This is a genomic window from Pseudomonas izuensis (assembly GCF_002356535.2).
In the GTDB taxonomy this organism is placed as follows: domain Bacteria; phylum Pseudomonadota; class Gammaproteobacteria; order Pseudomonadales; family Pseudomonadaceae; genus Aquipseudomonas; species Aquipseudomonas izuensis.
In genome coordinates this window covers 6,294,031-6,320,298 of record NZ_AP017423.2, presented here as the reverse complement: position 1 = coordinate 6,320,298, position 26,268 = coordinate 6,294,031, and the positions used below count along the sequence as shown (strand labels likewise).

Genomic DNA, 26,268 nt, shown 5'->3' with positions numbered 1-26,268 from the left:
GCATTGCCGGTCGCTAAAAACCGTCTATCCCTGTCGCCCGTAATGTTTCACTCAAGGCCAGAACCTGCGGGTCGCGAAAAAATGCGCTCAATTGCGCTGCGCGTCCCGGGCCTATACCGGCTTCGGCCTGCCATTGCTCGGTGTTTCGTTGCGCCAGTGCCTGCCAAGAGTTCGCCAGGTGTGCCTGGCCTGTCGGCGGCATACCCAGGGCTTTGAGCCAGCGGGCGAAAGGGCGTTGCCGGGCACTGTCGAAACTGCTCGAAAGTCGCGCGGCGCTGCGTTCGCCGAAACCGTCAATGTTAGCAAGCTCTTGAGTATCGAGGGTTAACCAATCCAGCAGACTGTTCAGGCGACCTGCTCGAAGCAGTTTTTCCCAGGTGCCAGGGCCGACATGGGACAAGGCCAGACCCTGTTTGCCACTGAGCCAGGTCAGGCGGGCGAGAAACTGACCCTCGCATCCCGGTGTCGGCTGCCAACAGCTTAGCGAATGAAAGTCCTTTGCCCGCGGCACATTCAGTTCCGGGCGCTCGGTGCTGCGCAGCACCACACCGTCCAGCCGGGGGATGGTGAGGCCCGCGAGGCTGATGGCGACCTGGTCGCCAGGTCGAATGTCCAGCGCTTGCCAACGTTGCAGGGAACTCACGCTGACGCGCTTGATTTGCCGGTCATCGAGCATCACCGGCGTCAGTTCCAGCACCGGAGTGATCCGCCCGGTCCGGCCGGTCTTGAAGTGAACCTTGCGCACCTCGGCCAGCGCCTGGGCGAAGGGATACTTCCAGGCAATGCTCCAATAGGCCGGTTTGGCTTGCCAGCGCTCGGAGGGCGGCCGTTTATCCTGGCGAAGGACGATGCCATCGCTGGCAAACGGCAAGGGCGAGCGGTACCAGTGATCACGCCAGCGCTGCGCATCGGCCAGCGCGCTGATCGGCTGGCTGTAGGCCGTGGTGCCCGGAAATCCCAGTTCATCCAGCGCCGCCACGCGCTCTGGCCAACTCGCCGGACCTTGGGGCCAGTCCCAGACAAACAGACCTATGCCGGTTGCCTGCTGCGCACTCAATGTCTTGCGGGCCATCAAACCGGCAACCGTGGAACGGGCATTGAGGCTGCCATCCCGGGCCTGCACGTGCCGGGCCAGGCGCCAGTAAAGTTCACCTTGCACCACCAGATCCAGGGGGTGTGACAGGTGTGGGGGGATGGCCGCAATCTGGCGTGCCGAAGCCGTCCAGTCCTGACCCTGTGAGCCGTCGCCACGACTGATCGCCTGGGTCAGCAGGCCATTGCGGTAAATCAGGGTCACGGCAACGCCGTCGACCTTGGGTTGAACCCAGACATCCGTGCGATCGCGCAGCCAATGCTCGACGGCTTGGTCATCGTGCAGTTTGTCCAGGCCGGTGTGGGCGATGGGGTGGGCAATCGTGCCGCGTGCAGTGCGAAGCGGATCTGTGGGGGCAATCTGATTGAAGCATTGGCGCCATTGGGCAAGGCGCGCGCTGGACTGGTCGTAGAGTTCGTCGGCGACCAGGGATTTTCCCAGGCCGTGATAGCTGTCGTCCCAGAGGTCGATCTGCTTTTGCAGGGCGTTGATTTCGTTGGAGGCGCGTTGGGATGGCCAGTCGGGGCATTGGGTGGCGTTGGCGTTCAGGCAGGAAAGGGTCAGCAGGCAGGTGAGAAACAGTCGCAGGGTGAGGGGCATTTCGAGCGTCCTTGCTCAGTGGGGTGTTTGAAGGCTAGGTCAGTAACGGTTGGCGCAAGAGATGCGTGTTTTGCTGGATATTTTTGCCGGCTGGGCTGACCTCTTCGCGAGCAGGCTCGCTCCCACAATAGATCTTCGTTGCGCTGCAGATCGGTGTGGGAGCGAGCCTGCTCGCGATGCGGGCAACGCGGTCTCAAATACAGGGCAATAAAAAGCCCCGCACGGAAAACCGTGCGGGGCTTTTGGTACAGCCGGGAAAGTCTTACAGACCGGCAGCGGAACGCAGGGCGTCGGCGCGGTCGGTTTTTTCCCAGGTGAAGGTGGTGAAGGTATCGTCACCCACGGTCTTGGTCGCCGGGGTACGACCGAAGTGGCCGTATGCCGCGGTTTCCTGGTACATCGGGTGCAGCAGGTCGAGCATCTTGGTGATCGCGTACGGACGCAGGTCGAACACTTCGCGGACCAGTTTGACGATCTTGTCATCGCTGATCTTGCCGGTGCCGAAAGTGTTCAGCGAGATCGAAGTCGGCTGGGCAACGCCGATGGCGTAGGACACCTGAATCTCGCAACGCTCGGCCAGGCCGGCAGCGACGATGTTCTTGGCCACGTAACGACCGGCATAGGCCGCCGAACGGTCAACCTTCGATGGATCCTTGCCGGAGAACGCGCCACCGCCGTGACGGGCCATGCCGCCGTAGCTGTCGACGATGATCTTGCGGCCGGTCAGGCCGCAGTCGCCCACCGGGCCACCGATGATGAATTGGCCAGTCGGGTTGATGTGGAACTGGGTGTCCTTGGTCAGCAGTTCGGCAGGCAGCACGTGCTTGACGATCAGCTCCATCACGCCTTCGCGCAGGTCGTTGTACGACACTTCTGGATTGTGCTGGGTCGACAGGACGACCGCGTCGATACCCACGACCTTGCCGTTTTCGTAGCGGCAGGTCACTTGCGACTTGGCGTCCGGACGCAGCCAAGGCAACAGGCCGGATTTACGGGCTTCGGCTTGCCTTTGCACAAGCTGGTGCGAGAACGTGATCGGTGCAGGCATCAGTACGTCGGTTTCGTTGCTGGCATAGCCGAACATCAGGCCCTGGTCGCCGGCACCCTGATCTTCAGGCTTGGCACGGTCGACACCCTGGTTGATGTCGGGGGACTGCTTGCCGATGATGTTCATCACGCCGCAGGTCGCGCCGTCGAAGCCGACGTTGGAGCTGGTGTAGCCGATGTCGGTGATCACGTCACGAACGATCTGCTCCAGGTCAACCCAGGCCGAGGTAGTGACTTCGCCGGCGATGATCGCAACGCCCGTTTTCACCAGAGTCTCGCACGCCACGCGGGCGAACTTGTCTTCAGCAATGATGGCGTCCAGCACCGCATCAGAAATCTGGTCGGCGATTTTGTCCGGATGCCCTTCAGACACGGACTCGGAGGTGAAAAGGGAGTATTCGCTCATCTCGATGTTTTCCTGAAATTACCGATGGTGAGTGTCGCCAGCCGGCCGCTGAAAATGGCGGACCTGGATCTGGAAACCATTACGTAAGCCTACATAGAGGCTTTCCCCGGGAACGAGTCCCGCAGCGGTGGCCCAACGGGCCAGATCGTCCTGTTCAAACCCCAACCAGAGATCACCGCAGGCTTCCCTGGCCCAACTCTGGTTGTGGCTACATAACTCTGTCACTAGCAGGCTACCGCCTGGTTGCAGCAAATTGGCCATGTGCCCAAGGGCATCGGCCGGCGCGGCGAAATGGTGAAGCACCATGTTCAGTACCACGCAATCGGCCTTGAGACTCACACCGTTCAAGGCATCGGCCAATTGCAGGCTGACGTTGCTCAGCATTTGGCGTTCGCACACCTGGCGTGCCAGTTCGAGCATCGCCTGGCTGTTGTCCAGCGCCGTGACCTGGGTGAAGCGGCGCGCCAGTTCCGGTAGAAACGCGCCGTCTCCGGGGCCGACCTCGATGGCTGTGGCGCCTTCGCTGAAACTCAGCTTGTCGAGCAAGGCCACCACGCTATCGCGATATTGTGGCAGGCCGGCGATCAAGTCTTGCTGGGCGCGGAATTTTTCCGCGACCCGTGAGAAAAAGTCCTGACTGGCCGCTGCCCGTTTGCCATGGACCTGAGCGATCCGCGACTGCACATCGGCAGGCAGGGTCAGGTCGTCCACCTCTTCGAGCAAGGCAGCGTGCAGCTTGCCGCCCAGCAGATCGGTGTGGGGCAGGGCGCGACGGTAAAAAATCGCATTGCCTTCACGGCGGGTCGCCACCAGGCCGGCCTGGGCCAATACCTTGAGGTGATGGCTCATGCCTGACTGACCGATACCGAAGATCTGCGCCAGTTCCAGCACGCCAAACGAATCGTTGGCCAGTGCGCGCAATACATTCAAGCGCAGAGGATCGCCGCCGGCCTTGCACAGGGCCGCCAGCTCATCGCAATCGTCATGGCGAATGGAAGGCACGCGTAAATTCATAAGGCCGGCAGTCTAGTCACGCGCCGGAAGCACCGCAAGAGCAATATCAAAAAGTTTTGATATTGCTCGATAGATGGCACTTCTTAACGTTACGTTCAGTCAACAAACGAATGGCGGAAAGGTTTCACCCGCCGAAACCGTCGTTATCCATTGGAAAAACGCCTTCAGATGACTATCTGTCATTGCCCCGAAGCGTCTCGGTGAGGGAAAATGCTCGCCTTTTTTCCGTTTCGTTTATTCACTCTTGTTTCAGAATCCCCAGGAGAACAGCGATGCCTAGCCGTCGTGAGCGTGCCAACGCCATTCGTGCCCTCAGCATGGATGCCGTGCAAAAAGCCAACAGCGGCCATCCCGGTGCCCCTATGGGTATGGCGGATATCGCCGAAGTGCTTTGGCGCGACTACCTCAAGCACAACCCGAGCAATCCATCGTTCGCCGACCGTGACCGCTTCGTGCTGTCCAACGGTCATGGCTCGATGCTCATCTACTCGCTGCTGCACCTGACCGGCTACGACCTGTCGATCGATGATCTGAAGCAGTTCCGCCAACTGCACAGCCGCACGCCAGGTCACCCGGAACTCGGCTACACCCCGGGTGTTGAAACCACCACCGGCCCACTGGGTCAGGGTCTGGCCAACGCCGTGGGTTTTGCCCTGGCTGAAAAAGTCATGGCGGCACAATTCAACCGTCCCGGCCACAATATCGTCGACCACCACACCTACGTGTTCCTGGGTGATGGCTGCATGATGGAAGGCATTTCCCACGAAGTCGCTTCCCTGGCCGGTACCCTGGGCCTGGGCAAGCTGATTGCCTTCTACGATGACAACGGCATCTCCATCGACGGCGAAGTCGAAGGCTGGTTCACCGATGACACGCCGAAGCGTTTCGAATCCTACAACTGGCAAGTGATCCGCAATGTCGACGGTCACGACCCGGAAGAAATCAAGATCGCCATCGAGACTGCGCGCAAAAGTTCGCAGCCAACCCTGATCTGCTGCAAGACCACCATTGGCTTCGGCTCGCCGAACAAGCAAGGCAAGGAAGACTGCCACGGCGCCCCGCTGGGTGACGCGGAAATCGCCCTGACCCGTGAAGCCTTGAAGTGGAATCACGGTCCATTCGAAATCCCGGCCGACATCTATGCCGAGTGGGATGCCAAGGAAGCCGGCCGCGCGGTCGAAGCCGAGTGGGATCAGCGTTTCGCAGCCTACTCCGCTGCCTTCCCTGCCGAAGCCAACGAGCTGGTTCGTCGTCTGAGCGGCGAGTTGCCGGCCGACTTCTCCGAGAAGGCCGACGCCTACATCGCCGAAGTGGCTGCCAAGGGCGAAACCATTGCCAGCCGCAAAGCCAGCCAGAACGCCCTGAACGCGTTTGGCCCGCTGCTGCCGGAGTTCCTCGGCGGTTCGGCCGACCTGGCCGGTTCCAACCTGACCCTGTGGAAAGGCTGCAAAGGCGTCACCGCTGAAGACGCCAGCGGCAACTACATGTACTACGGCGTGCGCGAGTTCGGCATGACCGCCATCATGAACGGCGTTGCCCTGCACGGCGGCCTGGTGCCTTACGGCGCGACCTTCCTGATGTTCATGGAATACGCCCGCAATGCCGTGCGCATGTCGGCCCTGATGAAGCAGCGTGTGATTCACGTCTACACCCACGACTCCATCGGTCTGGGCGAAGACGGCCCGACTCACCAGCCAATCGAGCAACTGGCCAGCCTGCGCTGCACGCCGAACCTCGATACCTGGCGTCCAGCCGATGCCGTTGAATCGGCGGTGTGCTGGAAATACGCGCTGGAGCGCAAGGACGGTCCTTCGGCCCTGATCTTCTCGCGTCAGAACCTGCAGCATCAAACCCGCAATGCCTTGCAGATCGGTGATATCAGCCGTGGCGGCTACGTGTTGAAGGACTGCGCTGGCGAGCCTGAGCTGATCCTGATTGCGACCGGTTCGGAAGTCGGCCTGGCCGTTCAAGCCTTCGACAAACTGACCGAGCAGGGCCGCAAGGTGCGCGTGGTTTCCATGCCTTGCACCAGCGTGTTCGACGCCCAGGACGCCGGCTACAAGCAATCGGTCCTGCCGTTGCAGGTCAGCGCCCGTATCGCCATCGAGGCTTCCCACGCCGACTACTGGTACAAGTACGTCGGCCTGGAAGGTCGCGTGATCGGCATGACCACCTACGGCGAGTCGGCGCCTGCGCCTGCCTTGTTCGAAGAGTTCGGCTTCACCCTGGAAAACATCCTGGGCCAGGCTGAAGAGCTGCTGGAAGACTGATCCAGAAGTTGCGTCGTCCGGACTGCCGCCTTCGCGAGCAGGCTCGCTCCCACAGGGATCTCCATCGACCCTGTGGGAGCGAGCCTGCTCGCGAAAGCGGTGGTTCGGTCAATGTGCAATGACAGATTCACCACGGTAATCGAGAACCCCCATGCCTCAACCGCGTCCCTACAAAGTTGCACTCAACGGCTACGGCCGGATTGGTCGTTGCGTCTTGCGTGCGTTGTTCGAGCGAGGCTCGACGGCAGGGTTTGAGATTGTCGCGATCAACGATCTGGCCGACATGGCCAGCATCGAATACCTGACACGTTTCGACTCCACCCACGGGCGTTTTCCCGGTGAGGTGAAGGTCGATGGCGATTGTCTGCATATTAATGGCAACTGCGTGAAGGTCCTGCGCAGTGCCACCCCCGAAGGCATCGATTGGGCGTCCCTGGGCGTCGATCTGGTGCTGGAATGCTCCGGCGCTTACCACACCCGTGCCGACGGCCAGCGTTTTCTCGAGGCCGGCGCGCCACGCGTGCTGTTTTCCCAGCCGATGGCCAGCGAATCGGATGTCGACGCCACCATCGTCTACGGCGTTAACCAGGAGTGCCTGACCGGCGACGAGCTGTTGGTATCCAATGCCTCCTGCACCACCAACTGCGGCGTGCCGTTGTTGCGCCTGCTGGATCAGGCGATCGGCCTGGAGTACGTGTCGATCACCACGATTCACTCGGCGATGAACGATCAGCCGGTGATCGACGCCTATCACCACGAAGACCTGCGTCGCACCCGTTCGGCGTTCCAGTCGGTGATCCCGGTGTCCACCGGTCTGGCGCGCGGCATCGAACGCCTGTTGCCGGAACTTGCCGGGAGAATTCAGGCCAAAGCCGTACGTGTGCCGACGGTCAACGTGTCTTGCCTCGATATTACGATGCAGACCGTGAGCGATACCGACGCCACCGAGGTCAACCGGATCCTGCGCGAGGCTGCCACCAGCGGCCCGCTCAAGGGTCTGCTGGCCTATACCGAGCTACCCCATGCAAGTTGTGATTTTAATCACGACCCACATTCGGCGATCGTCGATGCCAGTCAGACCCGCGTTTCCGGCCCACGGCTGGTGAACATCCTGGCCTGGTTCGACAACGAATGGGGTTTTGCCAACCGAATGCTGGATGTTGCAGAGCACTATCTGCAAACAGCGAATCCACCCACTGCTCTCTAAATCAGTAACCCAGGAAATGCGACCCATGACCGTGTTGAAGATGACCGACCTCGATCTGCAAGGTAAGCGCGTACTGATCCGCGAAGACCTCAACGTCCCGGTGAAGGACGGTGTAGTCACCAGCGATGCGCGAATCCTGGCTTCGCTGCCGACCATCAAGCTGGCCCTGGAAAAAGGCGCGGCAGTGATGGTTTGCTCGCACCTTGGCCGTCCGACCGAAGGCGAGTTCTCCGCCGAAAACAGCCTCAAGCCAGTCGCCGACTACCTGAGTCGTGCCCTGGGCCGCGAAGTGCCGCTGGTGGCTGACTACCTGGGCGGCGTCGACGTGAAAGCCGGCGACATCGTGCTGTTCGAAAACGTGCGCTTCAACAAGGGCGAGAAAAAGAACGCCGACGAACTGGCCAAGCAATACGCCGCCCTGTGCGACGTGTTCGTGATGGACGCCTTCGGCACCGCGCACCGTGCCGAGGGTTCGACCCATGGCGTGGCCAAGTTCGCCAAAGTCGCTGCGGCAGGTCCGCTGCTGGCGGCGGAACTCGACGCACTGGGCAAGGCCCTGGGCGCACCGGCCCAGCCGATGGCTGCCATCGTTGCCGGTTCCAAGGTGTCGACCAAACTCGACGTACTGAACAGCCTGAGCCAGATCTGCGATCAGTTGATCGTCGGCGGCGGCATCGCCAACACCTTCCTGGCGGCTGCCGGTCATCCGGTCGGCAAATCCCTGTACGAGCCTGACCTGCTGGACACCGCCCGTGCCATCGCCGCCAAGGTCAGCGTTCCGCTGCCGGTGGACGTGGTGGTTGCCAAGGAATTCGCCGAAAGCGCCACGGCCACCGTGAAGCTGATCGCTGACGTGGCTGCCGACGACATGATCCTGGACATCGGCCCGCAGACCGCAGCGAACTTCGCCGAACTGCTGAAATCGTCGAAAACCATCCTGTGGAACGGTCCGGTCGGCGTGTTCGAATTCGACCAGTTCGGCAACGGTACCAAGGTGCTGGCCCAGGCCATCGCCGACAGCGCGGCGTTCTCCATCGCTGGCGGTGGCGACACCCTGGCCGCCATCGACAAATATGGCGTTGCCGAGCAAATCTCCTACATTTCTACCGGTGGCGGCGCGTTCCTCGAATTCGTCGAAGGCAAAGTGCTGCCAGCCGTTGAAGTCCTGGAAAGCCGGGCAAAGGCCTGAGGCTCGCCCGTTTGGCCAGGCAAGGGAGTGTTCACATGGTCAAGACGTTAGCGCTGTTGATCGTCGCGGGTTCGCTGGCGGCTTGCGGGAGTAACCCCAAAGCCCCCGAAGTACCCGAGACGCCGGCACAGGATAAAGGTTGCTACCAGGCCGACTGGCAGGCGGAGACCAATCCGGTGCTCAACAAGCGTTCCGGGCCTGAAGGCCTGGACAAATACGAGACACAGACACCCGCCAAGGAACATGGTTGCCCGTGACGGGTCTGACTCTTTACTCAGGGCCGGTAGCGTGCGCCGCCGGTCGAGGAACACGGATGAAAGGTTTTATCGCCATTACGGCATTGGTCCTGCTGGCCGGGTGCGCCAACCTGAACCCGTTCCAGTCGTCCGCCCCGGCTGACAACTGGACCACCTGGACCTGTGACAGCCAGGCCAAGGTGCTCTGGCGCTACACCGACGACAGCCGCAGGGAGGTCGACGTGCGACTGGGTGGGGCCGATCAGGTCTACCGCTTGAAACAGGAGCCGGGGGCCTCGGGATCGCTGTACAGCAACGACATGCTGGCGTTTCACGTAAAAGGTGAGGAAGGCCTGGTTTACTGGGTCGCCACCAATGATTTGATTGGCCGTGGCTGTAAAGCCGAATAACAACGCAGCCCTCTGTAGGAGCAAAGCTTGCTCGCGATGAGGCCGGCACATTCAATATAGGTGTTGGCAGTTACACCGCTATCGCGAGCAAGCTTTGCTCCTACAGGTTCTGCATCGATATTCAGATTTGTGCGTAACACCGAATTCGCAGGCCGGGCTGACCCCCGATCTGCAATAACTTGAATAGCCGCCGCCGCTCCGGCAGGCTGGCACGATTAACGACCCTCAACCGGGAGAGACACACACAATGGCACTTATCAGCATGCGCCAGATGCTGGACCACGCAGCCGAGTTCGGCTACGGCGTTCCAGCCTTCAACGTCAACAACCTTGAGCAGATGCGCGCCATCATGGAAGCCGCTGACAAGACTGACTCCCCGGTGATCGTCCAGGCTTCGGCCGGTGCTCGCAAATACGCCGGCGCGCCGTTCCTGCGTCACCTGATCCTGGCGGCCATCGAAGAATTCCCGCACATTCCGGTGTGCATGCACCAGGACCACGGCACCAGCCCTGACGTCTGCCAGCGTTCCATCCAACTGGGCTTCAGCTCGGTCATGATGGACGGTTCCCTGGGCGAAGACGGCAAGACCCCGACCGACTACGACTATAACGTGCGCGTTACCCAACAAACCGTGGCCATGGCTCACGCCTGCGGCGTATCGGTGGAAGGCGAGCTGGGCTGCCTGGGTTCGCTGGAAACCGGCATGGCCGGTGAAGAAGACGGTATCGGCGCCGAAGGCGTTCTGGACCATAGCCAGATGCTGACCGACCCGGAAGAAGCCGCTGACTTCGTAAAACGCACCCAGGTCGATGCCCTGGCCATCGCCATCGGCACCAGCCACGGTGCCTACAAGTTCACCAAGCCGCCTACCGGTGACGTGCTGGCAATCGACCGCATCAAGGAAATCCACAAACGCATTCCGAACACGCACCTGGTGATGCACGGTTCGTCTTCGGTTCCGCAAGAGTGGCTGGCGATCATCAACCAGTACGGCGGCGACATCAAAGAGACCTACGGCGTACCGGTTGAAGAAATCGTCGAAGGTATCAAGCACGGCGTGCGCAAGGTCAACATCGACACCGACCTGCGCCTGGCATCCACCGGCGCCATGCGTCGCCTGATGGCCACCAACCCGAGCGAGTTCGACCCGCGTAAATTCTTCGGCGCCACCGTGACCGCCATGCGCGACGTGTGCATCGCGCGTTACGAAGCCTTCGGCACCGCGGGCAACGCTTCGAAGATCAAGCCGATCTCCCTGGAAGCGATGTTCCAGCGTTACCTCAAAGGTGAGTTGAACGCCAAGGTCAACTAAGCCTCAGCGTTTGAGCCACACAAAAAACCCGCCGAGAGGCGGGTTTTTTTATTGTAGGAGCGAGCCTGCTCGCGAAAGCGTCAGGTCAGCCAACATCAATATTGAATGACATACCGCATTCGCGAGCAGGCTCGCTCCCACATTGATCATCACTTATCGTGATCGATATCCAGCTTGCTGAACGTCACTTTCCCGCCCTCACTGGTGTACCCGGTGTTGTCTTGCACATAGACCCCGGCCTTGAAGTACAGCGGCTTGTCGCGCCATGTCGCGCTGATCTGGGTATCCCACTGGTAGCCTGCGGCGCTGATGCCCAGTGCGCCGCCGGGGCTGAGGTGGATGAGGTAGGAGAACTCCTGATCCAGCTTTACGCCGGTAGCGACAATGATCACGCGGCCTTCATCGTCATCGGGGTGCATGCGCACCTTGGCGACAATGTTGCCGGTCGAGGTTTTGGTTTTGTATTGATACTCGACCTTCACCAGTGGCTTTTGGCTGTTGTAGGCATGAATTTGACCAATGACGAGCTTACCCGAGCTCGGCACCTGGTTGACCGCCAGGGTGGCCCGCAGGGTGTTGTCGGCGTCCGGGTAGTACCAGTTTTTCAGCGTGCCGTTGCTGTAGGTTTCCCGTAGTTCGGTGCGAGGGTAGATGGCGTTTTCGGTTTTGGAACCCGTCACCGGGGACCAGAAAACCACCGAGCCGGTGTCGGAACGGAAGTACTGATCCTTGAAGCCATTGACCAGTTTTGAGGTTTCAACGGTGTACGGCGGGCTGCCGACGGGAACGCTGAGGTTCCAGGTTGCAAGGTCGATCATGGGCAAAGCTTCCAGGTGTTTTTTGCATTACGGACGTACCAGAAGCTCTAGCACGGGCCTTGAGGGCGCTCTTTATAAGCGTACAAGGTTTTTTTGTTAATGCTGGCCAGACAAAATGGGTGACGTCAAAATCCTGTTAAAAGGCCACCTCTCCCGGTTTCAGCGGCCCTCAGGCGTGACCGTTAGTCGGCAAATGAACACATTGTTAAATGATGGCGTACTGACACCTTCTGCTTTCCGGGATCCAGGTCTAGAGTGAATCATTAGAATTTGTCCGGCTTTCACGAGAAGCCGGCCTGCCGTCCCGAACATAGAGAAGCAGCATGGAATGCGCGCGCCCAACGCCAGCTGAAGGCCGTTCAACGTTATTAATCGTCGATGATTACCCTGAAAACCTGATCAGTATGCGCGCGTTGTTGCAGCGCCAGGACTGGCAGGTCATGACCGCTGCCTCGGGTTTCGAGGCACTCGGTCTGTTGCTTGAACACGAAATCGACCTGGTGCTGCTGGATGTGCAGATGCCGGGCATGGATGGTTTTGAAGTGGCGCGCCTGATGCGCGGCAGCCAGCGAACCCGCCTGACACCGATCATTTTCCTGACAGCCAACGAGCAGTCCCAGGCCGCGGTGATCAAGGGCTACGCCAGTGGCGCCGTGGATTACCTGTTCAAGCCGTTTGACCCGCAGATTCTCAAGCCCAAGGTCCAGGCGCTGCTGGAGCACCAGCGTAATCGCCGGGCCTTGCAGCGCCTGAGTCATGATCTGGAGGTCGCTCGCGCCTTCAATGCCTCGGTGCTGGACAACGCGGCCGAAGGCATTCTGGTGGTCGATGAGGGCGGTCTGATCCGCTTTGCCAACCCGGCGATGTCACGCCTGCTCAATGCCACAGTGCAAGAGCTGCAAGGCCGGGCCTTTCTGGACTTCCTGCAAAAACCGCATGTCCCGAACTGGGCCGATTCCGACCTGCTGGCCGGGTACAGGCGCGGTGAGACGTTGCGCCTGCACGATGCGTTGCTGCGCACTGCGCCTGGCCAGCAGGTGCCGGTGGCGCTGTCCTGTGCGCCTTTGCCTGCCGAGCAACATGCCATGGTAGTGACGGTGCTGGACATGTCGGTGGTGCGCCACCTGCATCAGCAGCTCGAATTCCAGGCCGTCACCGACCCGCTCACCGGGCTGCTCAACCGTCGGGGTTTTTACCAGACTGTGGAAAACCTGCTGCTGCGCGGTGAGCGCACCGACAGTGCCTGGGTCCTCTTGTACCTGGACCTCGACGGGTTCAAGCGGGTCAATGACTCACTCGGCCACGATGCCGGTGATCGGGTGCTGCGCTGGGTTTCCGAACAGTTGAAGGCTTGCCTGCGGCCGTTCGACATTCTGGCGCGCATGGGGGGCGATGAGTTCACCGCATTGCTCGACCTGGAGTTCCCGGAACAAGCAGCCAAGATCGCCGAGAAACTGATTGAGCGAGTTTCGATCTGTCAGCAGATCGACGGCCTGGATATCGCTCTGGGCGCCAGCATTGGCATTGCCACCTACCCCGATTGCGGAGCCAATCTGGACGGTTTGCTGCGGGCCTCCGACATTGCCATGTACGAGGCCAAGCGCGCCGGTCGTCAGCAATATCGCTTCTACGATCACGAAATGAACGGTCGGGCACGCTCGCGGCTGATGCTCGAAGAAAGCGTGCGCACCGCCATTGAGAACCGTGATTTCAACCTGGTCTATCAACCGCAGGTGGCTATTGCCGACGGGCAGACTCGCGGATTTGAGGCGTTGTTGCGCTGGCAGCATCCGAGCGTCGGTGACGTTCCGCCAGGGCTGTTCCTACCCTTGCTGGAAGAGGCGCGTTTGATCAGTCGCCTGGGCAGCTGGATTTACCAGCGCGGTGCCGGGCAACGCAAGGCGTGGGAAACCCTGTTTGCCGAAGACCTGGTGCTGGGCGTCAGTTTGAGCGGCAGCCAGTTCGCCATGCCCCATCTGGCCACCGAGTTGCGCCAGGTGCTGGAGCGTCATGGCTTGCAGCCTCGTCATCTGGAAGTCGAGGTCACGGAAGAAGCCTTGATGCACAACCCGGAAGAAACCCGTAAACAGCTGCGGTTACTGCGTAGCCTGGGGGTCAGGGTGGCGCTGGATGATTTCGGCTCCGGGCCCTGTTCGCTGGCGCATTTGCGCGACCTGGAACTGGACACGCTCAAGCTCGACCGTCACTTGATTGCGCGGCTGCCGCAGTCTTCGCGGGACGCGGCGCTGGTGCGCAATGTGATCGAATTGTGCAAACACTACGGCATGGTGGTGATTGCCGAAGGGGTGGAAACCGTCGCGCAATATGACTGGCTGCAGGCCAACGGCTGCGGTTATGTGCAAGGCTTTCTGGTGGCGCGGCCGCTGATGGCCGAGGATACGGGGCATTTCGTGCAGCCTTTCGACTGGAGCGCGCTGACCCGCTGAATTCGCTACACTGGCGATCTTTTCGTCTTTTGTGTTGCCACTGCGATGACCGCGTTGAAATACCTTCAGGCCTATCCCGCTTCATTACAGGATCAGGTGCGCCAACTGATCGCCGAGGGTCGGCTGGGCGATTACTTGAGCAAGCGCTATCCGGAAAAGCACGCTGTGCAGAGCGACAAGGCGCTGTATACCTACGCGCTGGACCTCAAGCAGGAATACCTGCGTAACGCCCCGGCCATCGACAAGGTGTTGTTCGACAACCGCCTGGACCTGACCCACCGCGCGCTGGGCCTGCACACCACGATCTCGCGGGTGCAGGGCGGCAACCTCAAGGCCAAGAAAGAAATTCGCATCGCCTCGCTGTTCAAGGAAGCGCCCTCCGAGTTTCTGAAAATGATTGTGGTTCACGAGTTGGCGCATTTCAAAGAGTCCGATCACAACAAGGCGTTCTACAAGCTGTGCGAACACATGTTGCCGGGGTATCACCAGGTGGAGTTCGATGTGCGGGTGTACCTGACCTGGCGGGATCTGCCGGCGCCCACAGGCGCGTAGGTGCTGCCGCAGGCTGCGGTCTTTTGATCTTCAAAAAAGGAGCAAATGTGACGGAAGTCAGTAAAACCAAGAGCAGCTTCTATCGCCGCTTGTATGTGGCGTACCTGATCGACAGCGGGCTGGCCAGCAGTGTTCCGGCATTGACCGACGTCACCGGGATGCCACGGCGCACGGCCCAGGACACCATTGCTGCGCTGGCGGATCTGGATATCGTTTGTGAGTTCGAGCAGGAAGAGGGCGCCCGCAATCATGCCGGGCGCTACCGGATTCGTGACTGGGGGGCGATTGATCGGGGATGGATCGAGCGCCATCTTCGGCAGATCAAGGCGGTGTTGGAATATCCCTGAAATTTGCATTGCCTGGGCTGGCGCCTTCGCTGGCAAGCCAGCTCCCACAGGTTCCGATGTGGATTGCAAATTTTTGATCCACTCTCGATCACTGTGGGAGCTGGCTTGCCAGCGATGGGGCCCTTACTGACGACGCATCCCTATATGGGGAATGCCATCCTCGACATACACCTCACCCGCCACTTCAAACCCGTACCGCCCGTAATACCCCTGCAGATGCGCCTGGGCCGAGAGATAGATCGGCATGTCGGGCCAGTGTTTTTCCGCCTGCTTCAGCGCCTGGGCCATCAATTCATGCCCAAGCCCCGTGCCTCGTGCCTGGGGGGCGATGATGACCCGTCCGATCACCACGTCGCCACCCTGTAATTCGGGATCGAGAAGGCGCAGGTACGCCACCAGTCGATCCCCGTCCCACGCCATCAAATGGCGGGTGTCACCCTCCAGATCCTGGCCGTCGATATCCTGATAGACGCATTTCTGCTCGACGACGAACACCTCGGCACGCAGCTGCAAAATGGCATACAGCTGCTCCTTGCCCAAGTCGCTGTGGTGTTTGCAGACCCATTCGATTGTCATGTCCTGATTCCCTGTAAACGTACCAGCGATACTAAGCGTCCCGGGGAAAGATGTCTTTATGGCGGAGAAATCTGTGATAAAGACCAAAATGCCATCATTCATTTCTCGCACCGCTGACTTCTTTGTGTAATCTGGAATCAAGCGATGTGCTGTGGCTTCAATGAGCTAACGTTTAGTGCCTGGGTGTGCCGGTACGGGGTCTTGGAGTTTTGGCTGAAAACACGTCGGGCAGCCCGCCCGCTAAGGATTTTCTAGCATGCCGCGATTGCATCGAGCCTTTGCTTTGATTGGATTGCTGTTGCTTGTTCATGACGCGGCAGCGGAAAAGTTGCGTCTGGTGGCTGATGCCTGGCCGCCGTTTACCGATGCCACGCTGGTCAACGGTGGCTTGGCCACGGATATTGTCAGCACCGCCCTGGCGCGGGCCGGCTATGCCAGTGACTTCGAGCAGGTGCCTTGGGCACGGGCCTTGCTGGGTGTGAGCGAAGGCCGATACGACGTGCTGGTCAATGCCTGGTACACCGAAGATCGCACCAAACTCGGTCAGTTTTCCAGCGAGTACCTGATCAACCGTGTGCGCTTTATCAAGCGCAAAGATGCACCGATCGAGTTCAATAACCTGCAGCAACTGCACACCTATCCGGTTGCGGTGGTGCGCGGTTATGCCTACTCGCCGGCGTTCGACGACGACGCATCACTGCAGAAAGTGCCGGTGCACAACTTCGCCATGGCCGTGCGCATGGTCGCCGCCGACCGGGTCAAGCTGACCCTGGAAGACGAGTACGTCGCGCGCTACTACCTGGCCCGCGAATCCCCGAAAGTGCGCAATGCCGTGGAGTTCCTGCCCAAGCCGCTGAGCGAGAACAGCCTGCACATCCTGGTCAGCCTGAAAAATCCCGGGCATGAACAGATCGTTGCCGGTTTCGACCGGGAGATTGCCAAGATGAAGGCGGATGGGAGTTATGAGCGGTTGATGAGGCAGCATGGGATGTAGGGTGTGGCCGCTGGCCTAATCGCGGGCAAGCCTTGCTCCCACAGGTTTTATGTTGTGCATGTTTTTGCGAACGACGCGAAACCTGTGGGAGCAAGGCTTGCCCGCGATAAGGGCCGATCAGGCGCTACACATCCTCGCTCGTATCCTTGATCAAATGCGCCGCCAGCGTGCGCAACGGCCCCAACTGCCGACAGATCAGCGCCAGTTGCGTCTGCACCAGGCGCTGGCCTTCATCGATTTCATCGGGCATTTGCTCAAGCTCGTTGGCCAGCGCTTCTTCCTCATCGCTGTGAATCGCAATGGCGGATTTGCTGGCCAGCCCTTGGGCGATTTCGTCGATGCTGACCGCCAGTTTCACGCCGGCCCCTTCGATCAGATGCTCGCGCCTATCGGACGGAAGCTGGGTTTCCCGGTGTGCGCCCAGGCCTGACAGGTAACTGAGCAGCGTGTGTGACAGCACCAGGAACCGGAAGCCCACATCGGCTTCCTTACGGAAATGCCCTGGCTCCATCAGCATGTTGGCCAGGGTGGTCGACAGCGCAGCATCGGCGTTGTGTGCGTTGCGCCGGGCCAGGCGATACGCCAGGTCGTCGCTCTTGCCGGCGGCGTATTGCTGCATGATCTGGCGCAGGTAAATGCTGTTGCAGGCCAGGGTGTTGGCCAGCACCTTGTTCAGGCGTCGTCCCTGCCAGTCCGGCAGGAACAGGAACACCGCCAGCCCCGCGATCAGGCTGCCGAGCAAGGTATCGAACAGCCTTGGCACGAAGAGTCCGTAACCGTCACCCACCTGGTTGAAGCAGAACAGCACCATCAAAGTGATCGCCGCCGTCGCCAGGGTGTAGCGCGTGGTGCGGTTGGTGAAGAACACCACCCCGGCGGCAATGGCGAAACACGACTGGATCAGCGGGTTGGGGAACAGGTCGAACAGTGCCCAGGCCAGGGTCAGGCCGATGGCAGTGCCGATGATCCGCTGCCCGAGTTTGCGGCGGGTGGCGCCGTAATTCGGTTGGCAGACAAAGAGCGTGGTGAGGATGATCCAGTAACCCTGGGACGGGTGAATCAAATGCACCATTGCGTAGCCGATGCTCAAGGCCAGGGGCAGGCGCAGGGCATGGCGGAACAGCAGTGAAGTCGGTGTCAGCTGCGTGCGCAAGCGTACCCAGACGTCCTTGAGGTTGCGCGGCGAACGGTCGAGCAGGCTGCTGTCGGTGGCGTCGGCCAGGGCATCGGGGTTGCTGGCGTCGCTGAGCAATCGGTCGAGGGTGCCAAGGTTCGCCGCCAGGGCCCGCAACGAGCGCAGCAAGCCGCGCCAGGCAGGATTGCTCTGGATACGCAGGTGTTCCAGGGAGGCGTGCAGATCGCTCAGGGCTTCGGCGAAGCTGGCGTCGTAGATGAACGGCTGGCGCATCTGGATTGACTCGGCCAGTGCCCGGCATGCCTTGCTTTGCTGGCGCAGCAGGCGCTGACAGCGGAACAGCACGTCGCTGTGGAAAAACGCCTCGGCCAGGGCGTTGTAGGGGTAGTGCGAGGAACTGGCGCGCTCGTGGATGTCCTGGGCGAGGAAGTACAGTTTCAGGTAACGGCTGACTTTCGAGCCCGGGCGGCCATTGCCGACCCGGTGCAGGATGATTTCCTTGGCAGCGTTGAGGGCGGCGACCACGCGACCGTTCTGTTGGGCCAGTTCCAACCGCCGCGCCTCAACGTCCATCTGCCGGATCGGCTCGAACAGCGACGATTTCAACTTCAGGTAAAACCCCAGCTCCCGAAACAACCGCGCCAGGCTTTGCTGCACCGGCTGATTGGAAAACAGCGCCTGCCACACCACCGAGAGCAGACCGTACCAGGCCGCACCGGCCACCAGCAGCACGGGCTCATGCCAGAAGTCGGTCACCGCGCCACCGCGCTGGTCCACGCCGATCATGGTGTAGACCGACAGAATCAGCGTCGCCGAGGCAATCGCGCCATAGCGTTCGCCCAAGGCGCCGAGCATGGTCAGGCAGAAGGCGGCCAGGGCAAAGGCGATGATGAAAAAGATGGGGTAGGGGAACAGCAGTTCGACCGACAGCGCCGCGACCAGGAAACACACCAGCGTCACGGCCAGCGCATTGAGGCGGCCTTGCCAGCTGTCGTCGGTCTCGGCCAGGGCGCTGGCAATGATTCCCAGGAACAACGGGATCAACAGTCCCATTTCATCCTGATACCAACACAACGCCATGGTGCCGGTCAGGGCGATGAATACCCGCACGCTGTAGCTGAATTTATCCAGCGCCCAAAGGCGACGCAGAGACTGACGGAGCGAAGTCGATGACATGAAATGCGAAGGCCTTCCGAGGCGATGACGCTAAATTGAGCCAGTAATGACGCCGACGCAATGGCGGCGATCACATCTGACAGCAAAATCTGTTCCTTTACCGAACAATGCATAACAACTGTGGGAGCTGGCTTGCCAGCGATGGCGGTCTGACAGTCAACAAAGATGTTGGATGTACTGACCTCATCGCTGGCAAGCCAGCTCCCACAGAGATTTCATTTCACATTAGAGAAATGTGCGGTCAGACGTATTGCGCAGCCGCGTAGCCCGAAGCCCAGGCCCACTGGAAGTTGAAGCCGCCCAGATGTCCGGTCACGTCCAGTACTTCGCCGATGAAGTACAGGCCGGGGCTTTTCAGCGATTCCATGGTCTTGGACGACACCTCATTGGTGTCCACGCCACCCAGGGTCACTTCGGCGGTGCGGTAGCCTTCGGTGCCGGCCGGCACGACTTTCCAGCTCGCCAGTTTTTCGGCGATGTCCGCCAGTTCGGCGTGGGTGTACTGCTTCATCGGTTTGGAGACGAACCAGTTGTCCGCCAACAGGTTGGCCATCTTCTTGGTGAAGATTTCACCGAGCAGGGTTTTGAGTTCGCTGTTGGGGCGTTCGGCCTGTTGCTGTTGCAGCCAGCTCGGCGCGTCGTGGTCTGGTAGCAAGTTGATCTCGACGGTATCGCCCGATTCCCAGAAAGAAGAAATCTGCAGGATCGCCGGGCCACTGAGGCCCCGGTGGGTGAACAGGATGTTCTCGCGAAAACTCTGGTCGTTGCAGCTGACCAGGCAATCCACCGACGTACCGGACAGCTCGGTGCACAGTTCCTTGAGCTGATCGGTGATGGTGAACGGCACCAGCCCGGCGCGGGTCGGCAGCAGTTCGTGACCGAATTGTCTGGCCACTTGATAGCCGAAACCGGTGGCACCCAAGGTCGGGATCGACAGCCCGCCGGTGGCGATCACCAGGGATTCGCAGGTGATCTGGCCCATGGTGGTGTCCAGCAGATAGCCTTTCTCAAGTTTCTCGATGGTCTGGATTGACGTGTCCAGGTGCAGGCTGACGCCGACCTGATCGCATTCGTTCAAGAGCATTTCGAGGATGTCGCTGGATTTGTTATCGCAGAACAACTGACCGAGTTTTTTCTCGTGGTACGGCACGCCATGCTTGGCGACCATGCCGATAAAATCCCATTGGGTGTAGCGGGCCAGGGCGGATTTGCAGAAATGCGCATTCTGCGAGAGGAAATTACCCGGTTCGGTGTACATGTTGGTGAAATTACAGCGGCCACCGCCCGACATCAGGATTTTCTTGCCGGCCTTGTTGGCATGGTCGAGCAACAGCACCTTGCGCCCGCGCCCGGCGGCGGTCAGCGCACACATCAACCCTGCGGCGCCAGCGCCAATGATCACGACTTCGGTAGAGCGCAAAACGGTGTCCTCTCTGTGTTACACCACAAAACAAACTGTGGGAGCGAGCCTGCTCGCGAAAGCGGTGTGTCAGTCAACCATGGGCCAACTGACAGATTGCATTCGCGAGCAGGCTCGCTCCCACAGGGATCCTCTTTGGTTAGAAGATCGTTTACAAAATACGCACGCGCAACGAACGGCCCTTGATCTTGCCGTCGTTCAGGCGTTGCAAGGCCTGCTTGGCAACGCCGCGCTCCACGGCCACATAGGCCTGGAAGTCGAAAATCGCGATCTTGCCGACCTGGGCACCCGGAATGCCGGCATCACCGGTCAGTGCGCCAAGAATGTCGCCCGGACGAACCTTATCCTTGCGGCCGGCGGCGATGCACAGGGTGCTCATCTGCGGCAGCAGTGGGCCACCGCCCTTGGAGGTGAGGTTGTCCACCTGGTCCCAGGTCAACGGCGTCTTCTGCAATTGCTCGATGGCTTGCGCACGTTGCGCCTCGGACGGCGCAACCAGGCTGATCGCCAGGCCTTTCTCACCAGCGCGACCGGTACGGCCGACGCGGTGAATGTGGATTTCCGAATCACGGGCCAGCTCGACGTTGATCACCATGTCCAGCGAATCAATGTCCAGGCCACGGGCGGCGACATCGGTGGCCACCAGCACGGAGGTGCTGCGGTTGGCGAACATCGCCAGTACCTGGTCGCGGTCACGCTGCTCCAGATCACCGTGCAAGCCGACGGCGGAGATGCCCTTGGCAGTCAGGTGATCGACGGTTTCCTGAACCTGCTGTTTGGTGAAGCAGAACGCCACGGTGGACGCCGGGCGGAAGTGGCCAAGCACCTTGGTCACCGCACTCATGCGTTCTTCCGGGGAGATTTCGTAGAAGCGCTGCTCGATCTGCGTGTCGTCGTGGAACGCCTCGGCCTTCACTTGCTGCGGATTGCGCATGAACTTCGAGGCCAACTGCTTGATGCCCACCGGGTACGTGGCGGAGAACAGAAGGGTCTGGCGACGCTCCGGGGCCTGCATGATGATTTCTTCGATGGAATCGTAGAAACCCATGTCGAGCATGCGGTCGGCTTCGTCGAGGATCAGGGTGTTGAGGCCATGGAGCACCAGCGAACCTTTGCGCAGGTGCTGCTGGATACGTCCCGGCGTGCCGACGATGATGTGCGCGCCGTGCTCCAGCGAAGCGATCTGCGGGCCGAGGGACACGCCGCCACACAGGGTCAGGACCTTGATGTTGTCTTCGGCACGGGCCAGGCGACGGATTTCCTTGGCGACCTGATCAGCCAGTTCGCGGGTCGGGCAGAGGATCAGCGCCTGGCAACCGAAGTAGCGCGGATTGATCGGGTTCAGCAGGCCGATTCCGAAGGCGGCGGTCTTGCCGCTGCCGGTCTTGGCCTGGGCAATCAGGTCCATCCCCTTGAGGATCACCGGCAAGCTTTGCGCCTGGATCGGCGTCATCTGGGCATAACCGAGGGAGTCGAGGTTAGCCAGCATGGCGGCGGACAGCGGCAAAGTATTAAATTCGGTGGCGATGGTGGTCACGGGACTGGCCTGCAAAACAAAATGTCGCGCAGTGTACCAGTCCGATGGCCATTCGCCCTAAGGCTCTATGTGTTCTTCCGGACGTTTGACTCGCCGTCCGTCATTCTTTGACAGTTGCGAGAAGATGGTCGCGGCCAGCATCGCCATGATGCCAACGGTCACGAAGGTGAGTTGAAACGCACCCAATACAGTCTCGACGCCATCGTTTCCGATCTCCGCCGTGAACCCGCCCAGCAGCGCGCCGGCGCAGGCCACGCCAAGGCTCAACGACAATTGCGCCACCACCGACAGCAAACTGTTGCCGCTGCTGGCGCTGGCATCGTCGAGATCGATCAGGGTCACGGTGTTCATCGCGGTGAACTGCAGGGAGTTGATTGCCCCGAGGATCGCCAGCAGACACAACAAGAGCCAGTACGGCGTCTGCTCGCTGACCAGGCCCATGGCCGCCAACATGATCCCCAGCGCCAGGGTGTTGCCGGTCAGCACGATGCGGTAGCCCAGGCGCTCGATTAACGGGCGTGCCACCCACTTGGCAATCATCGCCGCCGCCGCCAGCGGCAGCATGCTCATCCCGGCCTGTGACGGCGAATAGCCCAGCGCCACTTGCAGCAGCAACGGCACCAGAAAGGGCAGGGCGCCGCTGCCGAGGCGGGCGAACAGGTTGCCGAGAATACCGACGGCAAAGGTCCGGGTCTTGAACAGCGACGGCGCGAACAATGGGTTGTCGATATGGCCTGCGCGCAACCAGTAAGCCGCCAGGCAAGCCATGCCGCCGAACAGCAGCAACATCACCCGCAGGTGCGGCAGGTGCAATTCGCCCAGGCCTTCCATGGCGATGGTGATCAGAATCATCGCTGCGCCGAACAGTACAAAGCCGAGGCTATCGAATTTCGTGCGTTCCGAACCGCGAAGGTCGGGAATGAATTTCCACACGGCGTAGCAACCGACCACGCCTACCGGCAGATTGATCAGGAAGATCCAGTGCCAGGTCAGGTATTGCACCATCCAGCCGCCCATGGTCGGCCCGATCAGCGGGCCGAGCAGGCCGGGGATGGTGATGAAACCCATGATCCGCACCAACTCCGAGCGCGGGTAAGCGCGCAGCACCACCAGTCGCCCGACCGGCAGCATCAACGCGCCGCCGAGGCCCTGGATCACCCGGGCACCAATCAGCAGGGTCAGGCTGTTAGACATCGCGCAGAGCAGTGAGCCGAGGCTGAACAGCAAAATGGCGCCGAAGAAGATTTTCCGGGTGCCGAAACGATCGGCGATCCAGCCTGAGGCGGGGATCAGCAACGCGACCGTGAGCATGTAGGCGATGATCACACCCTGCATGCGCAATGGATCTTCCGCCAGGTCCGCGGCCATGGCCGGCAGGGCTGTATTGAGGATGGTCCCGTCGAGGGATTGCATGAAAAAGGCAATGGCGACGACCCACGGCACCCAGCGGGCGGTGACAGGGTCGAGAGGTGGGCGGTTGGGCATGGGACCTCAGGTTTTGAGTCAGAGGAAATCTTGGTGTTTCCACAACCCCTGTGGGAGCTGGCTTGCCAGCGAAGGGGCCGTCAGGTTCAACGAAATTGTCGTCTGGCAGTCCGCCTTCGCTGGCAAGCCAGCTCCCACAGGGGATTTGTGTTTACAGCGTCAATGTGAGTCGGCTGACCAGCGCCCCCGGCAACAACGCCGAAGCTGTCGCGCGCTGGCTGTAGGTACTCGCTGACAGCAACATCTCTCGCTCTTGCGTCAACGCCTCGAGCTGCGTGCCGAGCAGGCTGAAGGCGCTGTCATCGAACCGCATGGTGCTGACCGGCGCCTGAATCTCGCCGTTCTCGACCCAGAATGTCGCAAACCGGGTCATGCCGGTCAGGCGTGCCGCCGGTTGATCCGAGAAGTTCAGGTACCACAGGTTGCTGATGTACAAACCCGTGCCCAGTTGCTTGAGGATGTCCGCCTCCGGTAGCGCACCGGCCTGCATGTTCAAGGCGCTTGGCGATTCCCCACCGCTCGCGCCGTTGGCGGTCAGGCCGTATTCGGCGGCACTGCGTGAGCCAACCAGTTGCGCACCGGCCTTGCCCCCGACAATCAACCCCAGGTCGCTGCGCGGATAGCCTTCGTCGGAGAACGCCGGGCTCAATGAACCACTGACCTTTTCATCCAGCGACACCAACGGGCTAAAGGATTGATCGCCCCCATAAAGCTTCTGCAGCGGACTGCTTTTGCTGGCAATCGACTGCGCCGAAAAGCCGCCCCAGCACAGCATGCCCATGATTTCTTCCAGCGCGGCCGGTGCCAGGTAAGCGCGGTATTGACCCGGCGCCAGGGTGCGCAGCGGCCGCCCCAGATACTCAAGTTGCTCACGGGCCTGCTGGAAGCGCCTGGCAAAACCTTCGCTGTTCCAGTCGTGCCCCGCATAGCTGGCCTTCACGGCCTGGCCGTTTTCGTGGAACAGGCTGAAGTCGAAGTTGAAGCTGTTGGCCTGGTGCCAACCGAACGCCCCGGCGGAACTGGCGAAGCCCCGGCTGATGGGACCGGCCGCGTAGAAACCGACCAGGTCCAGGCCTTCGGCGGCACGGGTGATTTCGGCGACCACTTGCTCGGTATCCGGTAGCGGATGCTCCTGCACATTCTTGCTTTGCCAGCCGTTGTAGTTGAGCAGCAGGTACGGATCCTGTGGCAGCAGCGGCAGGGTTTCGCGCAGTTGTTGCAGGCCTTCGGCCAACCGCTGCTGATCCACCTGCGGATCGCCGGAAAGGGTGATGTCGAGGTCGGCATGACGGCCATCGTTGATCAGTTTCAGGCCGATGCTTGCCTGCTGCACCTGCCCGGCCTGACGTACCTTGGCGTGGTTGAACCGCACGAAGGCCGACGACTCGGCGGCATAGCTGAGGGTGAATTGTTCCGGTTCGCGCAGCGAGTCACGCAAGCCGCTGACCAATGCCTTGAATGACTCGGCCTGAGTTTTCGACGTACTCATCAGGCGTCTCCCCCAAATACATCTACATTGCTGAACACGCAGGCCGGCGACGCATGGCCGACGCGGATCACCTGATTCGGTTCGCCCTTGCCACAGTTCGGCGTGCCCAGGACCTTGAAGGTACCGGCATCGCCGACCGCGCTGAGGCTCTTCCAGAACTGCGCGGAAATCGCCCGGTAATTCGGGTTCTTCACCACGCCCTTGAGTTCGCCGTTCTCGATCAACTGGCCCCATTCGCAACCGAACTGGAACTTGTTGCGCGCGTCATCGATGGACCAGGAGCGATTGGTGCTCATCAGGATGCCGTGCTCGATGTTGCCGATCAGTTGTTCCAGCGGCTGATCGCCCGGCTCGATGTTCAGGTTGGCCATGCGATCGATCGGCGGCCGGTTCCAGCCGCAGGCGCGGCTGTTGGCGACACCGTCCAGGCCGGCGCGGAATTGCGACAGCGCACCGCCCAACGGACGCAGCAACAGGCCTTCGCGGATCAGGAATTGTTTGCTGGCGGCGGTGCCATCGTCGTCATGACCGTAGCTGGCGAGCTGCTCGGGAATGTCCGGATCGAAGGTCACGTTAAGCAGTTTCGAGCCGTATTGCAGGCGGCCGAAATCTTCGGCTTTGACGAAACTGGTGCCGGCGTAATTGCGTTCGTCACCGAGGATGCGGTCCAGTTCCAGCGGGTGGCCGATGGATTCGTGGATCTGCAGCATCATCTGGTCGGGCATCAGCAACAGGTCGCGGGCACCTTGCGGGGTGTTCGGCGCCAGCAGCAGTTGCAGCGCCTGATCGGCGATTTTCGGGCCGGCACCGATCAGGCCGCAGCGGCTGATCACATCGAAGCCGCCCTGTTGGCCGAAGTTTTCGCGGCCCAGGGTACGGGTCTGGCTGTCATTGCCGTCGTAGGCGGTGACGTCCAGGCCGGGGTAGACGAAGCGCTGTGCCTGGCGCAGTTCGGCGCCCGCGCTGTTGAGGTAGATCTGTTCGACGTGGGTGATGCCAATGCTCACCTGCCAGTTCACCAGGCGCTCGTCCTTGGGCACGGCGGCGGATTCGGCGCCGAGCAGTTGGTAGCAATCGCTCAGGGACGGGAACGGCTGGTCCAGGTTCGGCGAGAAGTAATCGGCGCGATCACTGGACACGGCTTGTTCGCGCAGGTCCAGCAGGGCATGGGGCTTGAGTCGGCGCGCCTGCTGTTCGGCTCGCTCGAGGGCCGCTTGCAGGCCTTGCTGCGACAGGTCATTGGTGGCGGCATAGGCCTCGACGCCATTGACCCGCACGGTCAGCATCGCGCCTTCGTCACGGCGCAGGCTTGGCGGTTCCGCCACGTTCTTGCGCACCGACAGGTATTGGCCGGACTCGCGCACATAACGCAGGGAAAAGAATTCAGCGCCCGTGCGCAAGGCAGCGAAGCGCAGCTTGAGCTGGGGGTGGAAATCGAACATTCGGGGGACCTCCTTGGTGTGGAGCATCGATGTTGCGGGGGGAGGGTGAAACGTTTGCGTGGCGCT

21 protein-coding genes are annotated in these 26,268 nt (G+C 60.8%); 10 read left to right on the top strand and 11 right to left on the bottom strand.

The genetic code is table 11. The annotated features are described in order from the left end of the window. Positions 1 to 13: 13 nt before the first annotated feature. The 3 genes from ligB to LAB08_RS28290 form a co-directional block, all read right to left on the bottom strand. A complete protein-coding gene (gene ligB / locus LAB08_RS28300; RefSeq protein ID WP_096514478.1) occupies positions 14 to 1,693 on the bottom strand; it encodes an NAD-dependent DNA ligase LigB in 1,680 nt (559 codons plus the stop codon). Between the two features lie 262 nt (positions 1,694 to 1,955). After that, on the bottom strand, positions 1,956 to 3,146 hold the full coding sequence (gene metK, locus LAB08_RS28295; RefSeq protein WP_095195981.1) for a methionine adenosyltransferase: 1,191 nt from the start codon (positions 3,144 to 3,146) through the stop codon (positions 1,956 to 1,958). A gap of 18 nt (positions 3,147 to 3,164) precedes the next feature. Then, positions 3,165 to 4,160: an ArsR/SmtB family transcription factor gene (locus LAB08_RS28290; protein WP_096514480.1), complete on the bottom strand. Its 996-nt coding sequence runs from the start codon at positions 4,158 to 4,160 to the stop codon at positions 3,165 to 3,167. Between the two features lie 272 nt (positions 4,161 to 4,432). Here LAB08_RS28290 and tkt point away from each other — a divergent pair, with 272 nt between their 5' ends. The 6 genes from tkt to fba all read left to right on the top strand — a co-directional run bounded on the left by tkt (position 4,433) and on the right by fba (position 10,784). Next, entirely contained in the window at positions 4,433 to 6,430 is a 1,998-nt protein-coding gene (gene tkt / locus LAB08_RS28285) for a transketolase (RefSeq protein WP_096514482.1), read from the top strand. A gap of 151 nt (positions 6,431 to 6,581) precedes the next feature. Further along, positions 6,582 to 7,637, top strand: coding sequence for an erythrose-4-phosphate dehydrogenase (epd, locus tag LAB08_RS28280; RefSeq protein WP_096514484.1), 1,056 nt, complete (start codon positions 6,582 to 6,584; stop codon positions 7,635 to 7,637). A gap of 25 nt (positions 7,638 to 7,662) precedes the next feature. Continuing rightward, positions 7,663 to 8,826 (top strand): phosphoglycerate kinase, encoded by a 1,164-nt coding sequence (locus tag LAB08_RS28275; protein WP_096514486.1) that lies wholly within the window; start codon positions 7,663 to 7,665, stop codon positions 8,824 to 8,826. Positions 8,827 to 8,861: 35 nt separating this feature from the next. After that, positions 8,862 to 9,083, top strand: a complete 222-nt coding sequence (locus LAB08_RS28270; RefSeq protein WP_096514488.1) for a hypothetical protein — start codon at positions 8,862 to 8,864, stop codon at positions 9,081 to 9,083. A 56-nt stretch (positions 9,084 to 9,139) separates the two neighbouring features. Further along, entirely contained in the window at positions 9,140 to 9,472 is a 333-nt protein-coding gene (locus LAB08_RS28265; protein ID WP_096514490.1) for an MliC family protein, read from the top strand. A 247-nt stretch (positions 9,473 to 9,719) separates the two neighbouring features. Further along, a complete protein-coding gene (gene fba / locus LAB08_RS28260) occupies positions 9,720 to 10,784 on the top strand; it encodes a class II fructose-bisphosphate aldolase (protein ID WP_019694035.1) in 1,065 nt (354 codons plus the stop codon). 149 nt (positions 10,785 to 10,933) lie between these two features. On the opposite strand, the gene LAB08_RS28255 is transcribed toward fba, so the two are convergent. Beyond that, positions 10,934 to 11,602, bottom strand: coding sequence for a polysaccharide lyase family 7 protein (locus LAB08_RS28255; RefSeq protein WP_096514492.1), 669 nt, complete (start codon positions 11,600 to 11,602; stop codon positions 10,934 to 10,936). Between the two features lie 323 nt (positions 11,603 to 11,925). Between LAB08_RS28255 and LAB08_RS28250 the strand changes: the two genes are divergently transcribed. Genes LAB08_RS28250 through LAB08_RS28240 form a run of 3 tightly spaced genes read left to right on the top strand, consistent with a single transcriptional unit; the run spans position 11,926 to position 14,948 of the window. Next, positions 11,926 to 14,049, top strand: a complete 2,124-nt coding sequence (locus tag LAB08_RS28250; RefSeq protein ID WP_096514494.1) for a putative bifunctional diguanylate cyclase/phosphodiesterase — start codon at positions 11,926 to 11,928, stop codon at positions 14,047 to 14,049. A 45-nt stretch (positions 14,050 to 14,094) separates the two neighbouring features. Then, positions 14,095 to 14,601 carry a M48 metallopeptidase family protein gene (locus LAB08_RS28245; protein ID WP_096514496.1) on the top strand — a complete coding sequence of 169 codons (507 nt, stop codon included), beginning with the start codon at positions 14,095 to 14,097 and terminating at the stop codon, positions 14,599 to 14,601. Positions 14,602 to 14,648: 47 nt separating this feature from the next. Next, positions 14,649 to 14,948, top strand: a complete 300-nt coding sequence (locus LAB08_RS28240) for a winged helix-turn-helix domain-containing protein (protein WP_096514498.1) — start codon at positions 14,649 to 14,651, stop codon at positions 14,946 to 14,948. 123 nt (positions 14,949 to 15,071) lie between these two features. Here the strand turns inward: LAB08_RS28240 and LAB08_RS28235 are convergent, their stop codons facing one another. Further along, positions 15,072 to 15,524: a GNAT family N-acetyltransferase gene (locus LAB08_RS28235; RefSeq protein WP_096515632.1), complete on the bottom strand. Its 453-nt coding sequence runs from the start codon at positions 15,522 to 15,524 to the stop codon at positions 15,072 to 15,074. Positions 15,525 to 15,780: 256 nt separating this feature from the next. On the opposite strand from LAB08_RS28235, the gene LAB08_RS28230 reads away from it, so the two are divergent. Continuing rightward, positions 15,781 to 16,518 carry a substrate-binding periplasmic protein gene (locus LAB08_RS28230; RefSeq protein ID WP_096514500.1) on the top strand — a complete coding sequence of 246 codons (738 nt, stop codon included), beginning with the start codon at positions 15,781 to 15,783 and terminating at the stop codon, positions 16,516 to 16,518. Positions 16,519 to 16,642: 124 nt separating this feature from the next. Here the strand turns inward: LAB08_RS28230 and yccS are convergent, their stop codons facing one another. The 6 genes from yccS to LAB08_RS28200 form a co-directional block, all read right to left on the bottom strand. Then, positions 16,643 to 18,829 carry a YccS family putative transporter gene (gene yccS, locus LAB08_RS28225; protein ID WP_096514502.1) on the bottom strand — a complete coding sequence of 729 codons (2,187 nt, stop codon included), beginning with the start codon at positions 18,827 to 18,829 and terminating at the stop codon, positions 16,643 to 16,645. 241 nt (positions 18,830 to 19,070) lie between these two features. Continuing rightward, positions 19,071 to 20,249: a BaiN/RdsA family NAD(P)/FAD-dependent oxidoreductase gene (locus LAB08_RS28220; RefSeq protein WP_096514504.1), complete on the bottom strand. Its 1,179-nt coding sequence runs from the start codon at positions 20,247 to 20,249 to the stop codon at positions 19,071 to 19,073. Between the two features lie 151 nt (positions 20,250 to 20,400). Further along, positions 20,401 to 21,738: an ATP-dependent RNA helicase DbpA gene (gene dbpA, locus LAB08_RS28215; RefSeq protein ID WP_254007554.1), complete on the bottom strand. Its 1,338-nt coding sequence runs from the start codon at positions 21,736 to 21,738 to the stop codon at positions 20,401 to 20,403. A gap of 105 nt (positions 21,739 to 21,843) precedes the next feature. Then, a complete protein-coding gene (gene mdtD, locus LAB08_RS28210) occupies positions 21,844 to 23,271 on the bottom strand; it encodes a multidrug transporter subunit MdtD (RefSeq protein WP_096514508.1) in 1,428 nt (475 codons plus the stop codon). A gap of 151 nt (positions 23,272 to 23,422) precedes the next feature. Next, on the bottom strand, positions 23,423 to 24,760 hold the full coding sequence (locus LAB08_RS28205) for a TldD/PmbA family protein (protein ID WP_096514510.1): 1,338 nt from the start codon (positions 24,758 to 24,760) through the stop codon (positions 23,423 to 23,425). Next, positions 24,760 to 26,202, bottom strand: a complete 1,443-nt coding sequence (locus LAB08_RS28200; RefSeq protein WP_096514512.1) for a TldD/PmbA family protein — start codon at positions 26,200 to 26,202, stop codon at positions 24,760 to 24,762. Before LAB08_RS28200 ends, LAB08_RS28205 begins: the two co-directional genes overlap by 1 nt. Positions 26,203 to 26,268 lie beyond the last annotated feature (66 nt).